Annotated in this window: 12 protein-coding genes and 1 tRNA gene; 9 read left to right on the top strand and 4 right to left on the bottom strand. The window is 59.5% G+C overall.

Going from position 1 to position 10541, the window contains the following annotated elements; all coding sequences use genetic code 11:
* Positions 1–8: 8 nt before the first annotated feature.
* The gene (locus WCY31_RS03435; protein WP_345973751.1) at positions 9–497 is read left to right on the top strand and encodes a glutathione peroxidase; all 489 of its coding nucleotides are present in this window, start codon (positions 9–11) and stop codon (positions 495–497) included.
* 40 nt (positions 498–537) lie between these two features.
* Here WCY31_RS03435 and WCY31_RS03430 read toward each other — a convergent pair.
* Both WCY31_RS03430 and WCY31_RS03425 read right to left on the bottom strand, forming a co-directional pair.
* Positions 538–614: transfer RNA gene (locus tag WCY31_RS03430), tRNA-Ile, on the bottom strand.
* Between the two features lie 41 nt (positions 615–655).
* Positions 656–1765, bottom strand: a complete 1110-nt coding sequence (locus WCY31_RS03425; protein ID WP_345970889.1) for an FtsW/RodA/SpoVE family cell cycle protein — start codon at positions 1763–1765, stop codon at positions 656–658.
* 125 nt (positions 1766–1890) lie between these two features.
* Between WCY31_RS03425 and WCY31_RS03420 the strand changes: the two genes are divergently transcribed.
* Genes WCY31_RS03420 through WCY31_RS03395 form a run of 6 tightly spaced genes read left to right on the top strand, consistent with a single transcriptional unit; the run spans position 1891 to position 7920 of the window.
* Positions 1891–2874, top strand: a complete 984-nt coding sequence (locus tag WCY31_RS03420) for an RluA family pseudouridine synthase (protein WP_345973111.1) — start codon at positions 1891–1893, stop codon at positions 2872–2874.
* Positions 2813–4069 carry a hypothetical protein gene (locus tag WCY31_RS03415; protein WP_345973110.1) on the top strand — a complete coding sequence of 419 codons (1257 nt, stop codon included), beginning with the start codon at positions 2813–2815 and terminating at the stop codon, positions 4067–4069. The genes WCY31_RS03420 and WCY31_RS03415 overlap by 62 nt, the downstream gene beginning before the upstream one ends.
* A gap of 4 nt (positions 4070–4073) precedes the next feature.
* Positions 4074–5246: a tRNA (guanosine(46)-N7)-methyltransferase TrmB gene (trmB, locus tag WCY31_RS03410; protein ID WP_345973109.1), complete on the top strand. Its 1173-nt coding sequence runs from the start codon at positions 4074–4076 to the stop codon at positions 5244–5246.
* Complete coding sequence (locus WCY31_RS03405; protein WP_345970884.1) at positions 5239–5910, top strand: ABC transporter ATP-binding protein; 672 nt, start codon at positions 5239–5241, stop codon at positions 5908–5910. Before trmB ends, WCY31_RS03405 begins: the two co-directional genes overlap by 8 nt.
* Positions 5897–6709 (top strand): cell division protein FtsX, encoded by an 813-nt coding sequence (locus WCY31_RS03400; protein WP_345973108.1) that lies wholly within the window; start codon positions 5897–5899, stop codon positions 6707–6709. The genes WCY31_RS03405 and WCY31_RS03400 overlap by 14 nt, the downstream gene beginning before the upstream one ends.
* Positions 6706–7920: a murein hydrolase activator EnvC family protein gene (locus tag WCY31_RS03395; protein ID WP_345973107.1), complete on the top strand. Its 1215-nt coding sequence runs from the start codon at positions 6706–6708 to the stop codon at positions 7918–7920. Before WCY31_RS03400 ends, WCY31_RS03395 begins: the two co-directional genes overlap by 4 nt.
* Here WCY31_RS03395 and WCY31_RS03390 read toward each other — a convergent pair.
* A complete protein-coding gene (locus WCY31_RS03390; RefSeq protein WP_345973106.1) occupies positions 7917–8216 on the bottom strand; it encodes a hypothetical protein in 300 nt (99 codons plus the stop codon). The genes WCY31_RS03395 and WCY31_RS03390 overlap by 4 nt on opposite strands.
* The gene (locus tag WCY31_RS03385) at positions 8209–8460 is read right to left on the bottom strand and encodes a hypothetical protein (protein ID WP_231020420.1); all 252 of its coding nucleotides are present in this window, start codon (positions 8458–8460) and stop codon (positions 8209–8211) included. The genes WCY31_RS03390 and WCY31_RS03385 overlap by 8 nt, the downstream gene beginning before the upstream one ends.
* Positions 8461–8587: 127 nt before the next feature.
* Between WCY31_RS03385 and WCY31_RS03380 the strand changes: the two genes are divergently transcribed.
* Positions 8588–9802, top strand: a complete 1215-nt coding sequence (locus tag WCY31_RS03380) for an argininosuccinate synthase (RefSeq protein WP_345970880.1) — start codon at positions 8588–8590, stop codon at positions 9800–9802.
* Between the two features lie 9 nt (positions 9803–9811).
* Positions 9812–10540, top strand: coding sequence for a ferredoxin-thioredoxin reductase catalytic domain-containing protein (locus tag WCY31_RS03375; RefSeq protein WP_345970879.1), 729 nt, complete (start codon positions 9812–9814; stop codon positions 10538–10540).
* Position 10541 lies beyond the last annotated feature (1 nt).

Raw genomic sequence — 10541 nt, 5'->3', positions numbered from 1 at the left:
AGAATACAATGACCGACATCTACGCTTTTAACGTTAAAACCATTGACGGCAGCGACGCGACGCTCGCACCCTACCGCGGCAAAGTGATGCTGATTGTCAACGTCGCGAGCCGCTGCGGCTTTACCCCGCAGTACGAAGGGCTCGAAGCGCTCTATGAAAAATACAAATCCCGGGGCCTGGTCGTCCTCGGCTTCCCCTGCAACCAGTTCGGTTCCCAGGAACCGGGAACGGAACAGGAGATCATGACCTTCTGCCGGAGCAATTTCGGGGTCACCTTCCCGATGTTCGGCAAGATCGACGTCAACGGCGAGAACGCCCACCCCCTCTACGGCCACCTTAAAAAGGCCAGGCCCGGCGTGCTGGGCAGCGAGGCGATCAAGTGGAACTTCACCAAGTTCCTCGTCGACCGCAGCGGCAACGTCGTCGAACGGTTTGCCCCCTCGACCGAGCCGAAAGCACTGGAAAGTGCCATTGAAAAACTGTTGCATGCGCAATAACGTTCTGACAAAACAAGGGAAAAAGGTATCGTAGGTCTGGTGGTGGGTCCTCAGGGACTCGAACCCTGGACCACCCCGTTATGAGCGGGGGGCTCTAACCAACTGAGCTAAAGACCCACATCCTCTACAGGAAGGAGCGAATTATACTTTCGCGCCCTTTAGACGAAGCTTTTTTTGCCCCGGCGGTGGTAGAGTTCGGTGAAGCGGAACGCCATCAGGTTTTCAAGCATCCCGAAGAGGATCATGAAATTGACGAAACTGCTGCCGCCGTAGCTGAACATCGGCAGCGGGACGCCGACAACGGGGGCGAGCCCGATGGTCATCGCGATATTGACGCTCATGTAGACGAAGATGAGCAAAGAGACCGACGCGCTGACGACCTTGATGTAGGGGTCGTGGGTGTAGAGGCTGATGCCGAGCAGGTGGATGATGATCAGGGCATAGAGCCCGATCAGCAGCACTGCTCCCATAAACCCGAAACGCTCCACGACGTAGGCGAAAATGAAGTCGCTCGACGCGATGGGAAGGAACTTCATCTGCGTCTGCGTCGCCTCCTCCTTGGCCTTACCGACGACCCCGCCCGAACCGATGGCGATGATGGACTGCTGGACGTGATAGCTCGGTTTCTCGCTCATAAAGTCCGTGATCCGCTTCTTCTGGTAGTCGTGCAGCTGGGTATAGATCAGCGGCATCGAGACGATAAAACCGACCGCCAGCGTCAGCCAGATCTTCCAGCGCACCCCGACGAGAAAGAGTACCCCCACCCCCAGCAGCAGCAAGACGGTGGCCGTCCCCAGGTCCGGCTCCTTGGCGATGAGAAAGAAAGGGAGCAGGATGTAAAAGGAGAGTTTCAAAAAAGCGGCCCAGCCGTAGCCGCCGTAGGGAGGCGGATTGCGCGAAACGAGGTAGGCAAGCATCAGGATAAACGCCGGTTTCATCAGCTCGGAGGGCTGCATGGTGAAGTGGACGAAGGGGAGTTCGATCCAGCGCTTCGCACCCAGGCGCGCATGGCCGAAAAACTCGACGGCGAGCAGCAGGCCGATGTTGAACCAGTAGAAGATCGGGATCATCCAGCTGAGCCGCCGCACGGGCAGAAAGAAGAAAAAGGTGAAGACGACCGCCCCGACGCCGACATAGACGAGGTGTTTGTGCGCCAGGAGGGGGTGGATCTCGCCGATCAGCCACCCCGACACCAGGACGAGGGGCACGATCAGCGCCGGGATGACAAAATCGAAGTGTGCTAAAATGCGTCTATCTATTCTGCGCAAGGCACGTCCTCTCAAGCGTTAAGCGTTCAGCGTCAAACGTGTAGAAAATAGAGCGGTAGAGGTCTTTCTCCCGCTTTTAGCCACAGCGCTTAATGCCCAGTGCCAAAATTATAACAAAGGTTCCCATGCAGCCAACTGTCCTGACTTTCGAAGCCGCCGGGGGCGAACGCCTCGACACCTTTCTGGGGCAGGCGATGGGCGAACCCCGCAACCAGATCGCCCACCTCATCAAGAACGGCCATGTCGCCGTCGAGGCCAAAGCGGCGGCCAAGCCGGGGGTGAAACTCAAGTCCGGCGAAAAGGTCACGGTTACGCTGCCCCAGATGGAGCCCGAAGAAGCGCAGCCCATCGATTTCGACGTGCCCATTCTCTATGAGGATGACGACCTGCTCATCATCGACAAGCCCAGCGGCCTCACCGTCCACCCGGCCCCCAGCGTCAAGGAGCCGACCCTCGTCGACTGGCTCAAACACCACGACATCCGCCTCTCGACGCTCAGCGGCGAGGAGCGCCACGGCATCGTCCACCGCCTCGACAAAGGCACCAGCGGCGTCATGATCGTCGCCAAAACGAACGAGGCCCACGACGCCCTCTCCAAGCAGCTCCAGGACAAAAGCATGGGGCGCTACTACCTTGCCGTCGTCACTCCGCCGCTCAAAGAGGATCTCACCCTGGTGGACAAGCCGATCGGGCGCAGCCCCCACAACCGCCTCAAGATGGCCGTCGTCCCTCACGGCAAGAGTGCGCAGACCCTCTTTAAAAAGCTGCTGCTCTCCAAGGACGAAAAAGAGGAACTGATCGCCTGTAAACTCTTTACGGGGCGCACCCACCAGATCCGCGTCCACCTGGAGAGTTTCAGCCGCCATATCCTCGGCGACCATTTATACGGCATTAAGAGCAATCCCGATAAAATCCAACGTATTCTGCTGCACGCCTATACGCTCTACTTCACCCATCCGCGGACGGGGAAGGCGATGCGTTTTGCGGCCCCGCTTCCCGCGGCGCTTACAGAGAGGCTGCAGTCGCATTTCCCTACGGAGACACTGGATGATGAGACGCTCGACCCTGATCGTATCGGCACTCTTTTCGACACTGACGCTGCTGATTAGCGGCTGTGTCGGAGGACCTGCCCCCGCCGAACCTGTCGCAATCGACAACACCCTGCCCCAGGTCAGCATCAACGGCTACCTTAGCGACACCGCCGCCATCGCATTTGAGTGGAAACCGGTCAAGGACCCGCGGGTCAAAGGCGTAAATATCTACCGCGACACCCCGGGCGGTGAGGACGACAAACTCTACCGCATCGCCGTGATCGACGACACCCTCCGTACCCACTACGTCGACGCCGGCCTGCAGCCCGCGACGACCTACCGCTACCGCTTCACGACCGTCGACGCCAAGGGGCGCGAATCCATGCCCGACAACACCGTCGCCGCCAAAACGCTGAGCCTCCCCGAGCCGGTCAGCTACTTCACGGCGACCAAAGAGCTGGCCCGCAGCGCCAAACTCCTCTGGCGTCCCCACCCGGACCTGCGCGTCGAGGGGTATGAGATCGAACGCCTCGATCCGGGCGAGAAATCCTTCCACTGGATCGCCCGCATCGACGGCCGCCTCCATGCCGAGCACATCGACCACGATCTTGACGACGACAGCGTCTACCGGTACCGCATCCTCGCCCGCACTTTCAGCGGCGAGAAGAGCCTCCCCTCCGCCGTCGTGACCGTCGCGACCAAACCGCTCCCGCTGCCGCCGTCGCAGCTCTCCGCCGGCCGGGGTGCGATCCACCGGGTCGCCCTGCAGTGGCAGCCCTCCCCCGACAAAGGGATCGTCTACTACAAGGTCTACCGTGCCGACCGCGAAGACGGCTACTACAGCTACCGCGCCAAAGTCGACCGCACCGCTTTCACGGACAAGGTCGACGAAAACGGTGTGCGCTACTTCTACAAAGTCGCGGCGGTCGACAAGGATGAGCTGGAGAGCCTGCCGAGCGAACCCGCCGAAGGCACGACGATGGCCGCGCCCGCCGTCCCCGAACTGACCGCCCTCGCGCTGCGCAACAAGGCCGTCGTGGTACGATGGAAATCCAAAGACAGCCGCGCCGTCGCCTTCGAACTCCTCAAGACGACCCGCAGCGGGTGGTTTGACAGCAAAGAGAACGTTATCCGCGACATCAAAACCGAAAGCTTCACCGATGTGAACGTTTCGCCGGGACTGGAGTACAGCTACAAGGTGATCGCCGTCGATGCCAACGGCCTCAAGTCTGAACCTTCCGCGTCCAAGACCATCGTCCTGGAGGGCCAGTAACCCGATGCCCCACCTGCATATCGCTTCGTTCAAGGCTCCGGCCTTCCCCGCGGCTGCGGACGGCGTCACTTTTCACTATATGGCGGAAAACACCCTCCACGACGATGAAAAACTGATCGCCGCCTCCATCGGCGAAAAGGAGTTCTTCCTGCTGCTCAAGCGGCTGCCGGACAAGACCCTGCTCAAAGCGGACAAGATCTCCCGCCCGTCGGCCACGCACTATGTCAAGCGCGCCCTTCAGGCCTATGCGGGGCTCGTCGGGCTGGAGGTCCTCGCCTCGAACGTCGACAGCGGCGAAGCGAACATGCACCTGGGCAACGACAGCGCGCTGTGGTCCATCCACGATTTCGAGCGCGACTTTCCCACCGACCGTGAGATCCGCATCGAAGTGGGCTTCGGTTCCGGTCGCCACCTGCTGCACCAGGCCAAGGCGAACCCGGAGGTCCTCTTTATCGGGATCGAGATTCACAAGCCCTCCATCGAGCAGGTGCTCAAACAGATCAACATCCAGCAGCTTGACAATATCCTGCTGCTCGATTACGATGCCCGCCTCTTTTTGGAACTCGTCCCCTCCAACCTTGCCGGGCGGATCTACGTCCACTTTCCCGTCCCCTGGGACAAGAAACCCCACCGCCGCGTCATCGGCGAAGCTTTCATTGCCGAAAGCATCCGGGTGCTGAAGCCCGAGGGGAAACTGGAGCTGCGTACCGACAGCGACAACTACTTCGCCTACAGTTTCGAGACCTTTATGGCCCTGAACCAGAACCATATCGAGATCTACAAGAACCGCGCCCTGGAGGTCAGTAGCAAATACGAGGATCGCTGGCGCCGGATGGAGAAGAACATCTACGACGTGCTGATGCACAACGAAGAGCTTTCCGGACCGCTCGAGGCGATCGCCCCCTTCGCTTTCAACGCCATCGCACCCGACCCGGAACGCCTCGAAGCCCTCAACGGCTCCACGCTGCGTTTCGACGAGGGGTTCGTGCACTTCGAGCGCCTCTACCGCACCGACGACGGCCGCGCCATGTTCCGCCTCTCCATGGGCCCCTACGCCCGTCCCGAACATCTCTACCTGATCCTCGGCGATGCGCCGCGCTACCTCCCGACACCGCCGGTGCGTTCCCGGACGAACGCCCGTGCGCATCAGCTCCTGATCGAGGCCCTGCATGGATAAGATCATCATCGCCGACAACCTCTCCCTGGGCTACGGCAAGCATGAAACGATCATCTCCAAGGCGACCTTCGCCATCGACTCCGGCAGCTTCGTTTTTATCACCGGGGCCAGCGGGAGCGGCAAATCCACCCTGCTCAAGTCCTTCTTCGGTGCCCTCCCCATGCTCTCCGGCTCCCTCACCGTCGGCGGGGTCGACATGGACAATATCAATACGAAGAAACTCAACTTCCTGCGCCGCCACGTCGGGATTGTCTTCCAGGATTACAAGCTGGTCAAAGAGTGGACTATAGAGAAGAATGTCATGCTCCCGCTGCTCATCAACGGATACGCCCGCGACATCAGCGAGATGCAGGTGGAGAAGCTCCTCGGCCACGTCAAACTCACCCACCAGCGGGGCAAGTACCCCATGGAGCTGAGCGGGGGCGAGCAGCAGCGCGTCGCGATGGCCCGCGCCCTTGCCCACAATCCCATCCTCATCCTCGCGGATGAGCCGACGGGGAACCTTGACGAGTACTCCTCCAAGGTGATCTGGAACCTTCTGGAAGGGGCCAATACCCAGCTCGAAGCGACCGTCGTCGTCGTCACCCACCACATCCCCGAGACGCTGGGGGTCAAATACAAGCACTACCATATCGAGCACGGAGACGTCTATGAAGTCTCTTAAAAGCCACTTTTCGCTGATCACGGCGCTCTTCTCCATCCTCATCACCCTGCAGCTCTTTTTGAGCCTGGAGCGGGTCATCGGGGCATACGAACAGCGCCTGGGGGACAACTACGGCATCGTCGTCGTCAGCGACAGCAACCTCTCCCTCGCCTTTTTCCAGGGCATCGACGACGCTATCAGCGCCGTCGAACCCCTCTCGCCCAGCCGGGTACTGCAGCAGCTCCAGCAGCAGACCGGCGACTCACAGATCAACCTGATGACGCTGAACCTTCCGCATTTCTACCGGCTGCGGATGGCAAACTTCATCACCCCGGACGAGGCGCGGGAACTGGGGAAGAGGCTGCTGCGCGACCGCGCCATCAGCCGCGTCGAGACCTTTGCACAGCAGCATGACACCGTCTACCGACTGCTGCAGCTTTTCAAGAACGTCGTCAGTGTCCTGGCGGCCGTCGTCCTCCTCGTCACCTCGCTGCTCATCATCAAAGAGATGCGCCTGTGGCAGTTCCAGCACCGCGAACGGATGAACATCATGGCCCTCTTCGGCGCCCCGGTCTGGCTGCGGTCGGCCGTCCTCTTCCGCCTGGCCATCGTCGATGCCGTGATCGCCTCGCTGCTGGCGACAACCGTCTTTGTCCTTGTCGACCACTACGGCTGGATGGCACAGCTCCTCTCCCTCGTGCAGCTGCAGCCGACGCTCTTCCAGCCGCTGCATGACGTGCCGCTGCTCACCGGCGTGGCCATCTCCCTCTCCATCCTGCTCGCTTCCATGATCGTCATGGGGCACAAAGAAGAGGTATGATCCGGTCCGCCCTTCTGCTTTTGGTGCTGCTCACCGCCACTGTGACGGCCAAAAGCATCGACGACAAAATCGACGAGACCTCCAAAAGTCTCAGCTCTTTTGACCGCAACTACGCCTCGGTCAATGCCAAGATGGCCAAGACCGCCAAGGCGATCCTGAAAAAAAAGCGGACCGTTCTGACCCAGCAAAAGAAGATCGAATCCCTCGAGTCGGCACTGCAGGGCAAGGCTACCATCCTTTCCGGCGCCAAGGATGAGCTGGTCACGCTCGCCGAAACGCAGGAGACCCTCGAAGCCAACCGCAAAAAGCTGCGCGACGACCTCGCCGACCTTATGGCGCGTATCGTCTCCCTCACCATGATCCAGGAGGACAGCAACACCCTTTCCCCCGACGCGGTCATCGGCGAAGCGGTCTTTAGCGCACTGAACGAGCAGACCAAAGAACAGATCAAGAAACTCGGGAACGACTTCCGCGCAAACGAAGCGGCCCTGAAGCAGCTGACGGCAAAAACGGCACGGCTTAAAACGGACATCGCTTCGATCGAGCAGGAGAAACGCGACCTTCAAAAAGCCAAAAAGACGAACGAAAAGGCCCTGGGCGACCTGCAGACGAAGAAGAGCCGCTATAAAAAAGAGATCAAAAAGATTCTGGCGCAGAAGTCCGCCCTGAAAAAGACCCTGGCCCAACTGCACATTATCCAGGAGAGCGAATCACAAAAAGCGGCCGCGCGTCAGGAGGAGAAGCGCAATGAAGCGCTGCTGGCTTCCAAAGAGGTTCCAGATGTGCGTTCGGTCGGCAGCAGCTACCACAAGGCGCGAACCCGCCGCTACCGCGGTTCAAAGACGATCGCACCGCTCGATGCGTACACGGTTCTGAAGCGCTACGGCACCTACACCGATCCGATCTACAAGATCAAGATCTTCAACGAGTCGGTCTCCCTGCAGCCAAAAAGCTCCAACGCCAAAGTCAAGGCCATCTTCAACGGCAAGGTCATTCTTGCCCAGGAGACGCCGATGTTGGAGAACGTCGTCATTATCGAGCACTCCGGCGGACTGCATACCATCTATGCCCACCTCGACCAGATCGCCCCGACGGTCCAGAAAGGCAAGCGTCTTAAAAAAGGGAGCGTCATCGGCCGCGTGAACGATGAGCTGATGTTCGAAGTGACCCAGAAAAACTACCACATCGATCCGCTGCAGGTCATCCGCTAAGCCCCCTTGTAGGCCTTTTCGAAGATATCTGATAGACTCTGCATTGTCTCGAAGAGCGCCGCTTTCGTCTCAAAATGGAGCAATTTGCGCTGGGCCGGGACCTCTCCCGGAGGGTCGAAGTCAAAGACGAGGACGTACTCCGCGATCTTCACCTCGTCCTTCTTCAAATCCGCCCACTCAAGGGAGACCTGGGCCTCAGCCCCACCCCCCTCGACGATCGCCGCCGGGTAGAGGCGGGTGATTTTGGAAAGGTCAAGCTGCAATCCCTGCGCTTCGTATAGCATCGTGTCAGCCACGTTCATCCTTGTTCAGTGATTTTTCCATGTCGCCCCGGTGCATCCGCCGAAAGGCCAGCAGCCCGAAGGCGATGCCTATGGCGATAAAGAGCATGCCCCAGCCGTCGTTGCGTTCCCACGCCATCGCGATCCAGCACAGATCTGCCACCAGGTAGGCCCACACCGCTTCGAAGATTTTCCCGCGGTAGGTCAAAAAGGCGCCGACGTTAAGTAAAAGACCGCCGATAATGGCAAAACTTGGCATCCGGAGCTCCAAACTTTTTCAAAAGTATAGCAGGTCCCCCACACCAACCCGGCTGCCCTTTACCTCGCCGTCATCTAAACTGCGCTAAAATCGCGGCATCATAATTATCCTTCAAGGACATCTATCCATGAAAAAAGAAGTCAAAAAAGTCGTTTTGGCCTACTCCGGCGGTCTGGACACCAGCGTCATCCTCAAGTGGCTGCAGGATGAGTACCAGTGCGAAGTCGTCACCTTTACCGCCGATATCGGCCAGGGCGAAGAGGTCGAACCGGCACGCCAGAAAGCGCTTGATCTGGGGATCAAGCCCGAAAACATCTTTATCGACGATCTGCGCGAAGAGTTCGTCCGCGACTACGTCTTCCCGATGTTCCGTGCCAACGCCATCTATGAGGGCGAGTACCTGCTGGGCACCTCCATCGCCCGCCCGCTGATCGCCAAGCGCCAGGCGGAGATCGCCAAGATCACCGGCGCCGACGGCGTCAGCCACGGCGCAACCGGCAAAGGGAACGACCAGGTCCGCTTCGAACTGGGCTACCTCGGCCAGAACAGCAGCCTCACCATCATCGCCCCGTGGCGTGAATGGGACCTCAACTCCCGCGAAAAGCTGCTCGCCTACGCTGAAAAACACGGCATCAAGATCGAGAAAAGCGGTAAAAAATCCCCCTACTCCATGGACGCTAACCTGCTGCACATCTCCTACGAAGGGGGCATCCTCGAAGATCCCGCCGCGGAACCGGAAGCCGACATGTGGCGCTGGACCGTCTCCCCTGAAGAGGCGCCGAACGAGCCCGAGTACATCGAGATCGGTTACAAAAACGGCGACCCGATCACGCTCAACGGCGAAGCCCTCTCCCCGGCGACGATGCTCGAGACCTTGAACAAGCTGGCGGGCAAACACGGTATCGGCCGCGCCGACATCGTCGAGAACCGCTACGTCGGGATGAAAAGCCGCGGCTGTTACGAAACGCCGGGCGGTACGATCATGCTCAAAGCGCACCGCGCCATCGAGTCCATCACCCTCGACCGCGAAGAGGCGCACCTCAAAGACGAGCTGATGCCGCGCTACGCGAAGCTGATCTACAACGGTTACTGGTTCGCGCCGGAGCGTGAGATGCTCCAGGCTGCCATCGACAAGACCCAGGAGAACGTCGAAGGGACTGTCCGCCTCAAGCTTTACAAAGGCAACGTCATCGTCGTCGGACGCAGCTCCGAACAGTCACTGTTCAACCCGGAGTACTGTACCTTCGAAGAGGACGCGGTCTACGACCAGAAAGACGCCAACGGCTTTATCAAGCTCAACGCCCTGCGCTTCATCATCGCGGGCAAAGCGCGCAAACAGTAAGGAAAAACGATGGCCGGCGGAATTACGAAGATCGATATCAACTCTGACGAATTCCAGAGCGAGCTCGAGCGGACGATCCGCTTTACCGACAAAGTCGTCGAGCAGTTCGGCTGGTCTTACAACCCCGATGCGGAGATCAACGACGGCATCCAGCTGGGGCTGACGCGTAACAAGCTGATGCACGGCAAGCGCTACTGCCCCTGCTTCTTCGTCACCGGCGACAAAGAGCAGGACCGCATCTGCCCCTGCAAACCGGCCATCGAGAAAGAGATTCCCGAAGACGGGGTCTGCCACTGCCAGATCTTCTGCACCCCCGAATATGCTGCCCAGCACCGTAGCGAGGAAGAGATCGAAGAGGTCGTCCATCAGCACTCCCGAGGGCTCAGCGCCGAAGAGTGTGCGCTGCTGCTTCAAAAAGAGCAGTTCGACGGCGACGAGCTCGCCGCCCTGCTCGAAGGGAGAACGCTCGGCATGGTCGATTTCAAACTGATCGACGTGCGTGAGCACATGGAGTGGCAGATGGGGCATATCAAGGGCGCCGACCGCCTCATTCCTACCAGCAGCTTCTTTGACACCCTGGAGAGCGCAAAACTCTCCAAAAAAGAGAAGCTGATCGTCTACTGCCATGTCGGCAGCCGAAGTGCGCACTGCCAACGTATCCTGAGCGACATGGGATTTGAAGACGTCGGCAACCTGACCTACGGGATCGTCGCCTACGGCGGCGAGCTCGAACGCTGAA

Origin of the sequence: Sulfurimonas sp. HSL3-1, assembly GCF_039645995.1 — a bacterium.
GTDB classification, from domain to species: Bacteria; Campylobacterota; Campylobacteria; order Campylobacterales; family Sulfurimonadaceae; genus Thiomicrolovo; species Thiomicrolovo diazotrophicus.
The sequence above is the reverse complement of the archived record's forward strand: the minus strand, read 5'-3'. Positions and strand labels throughout refer to the sequence as shown.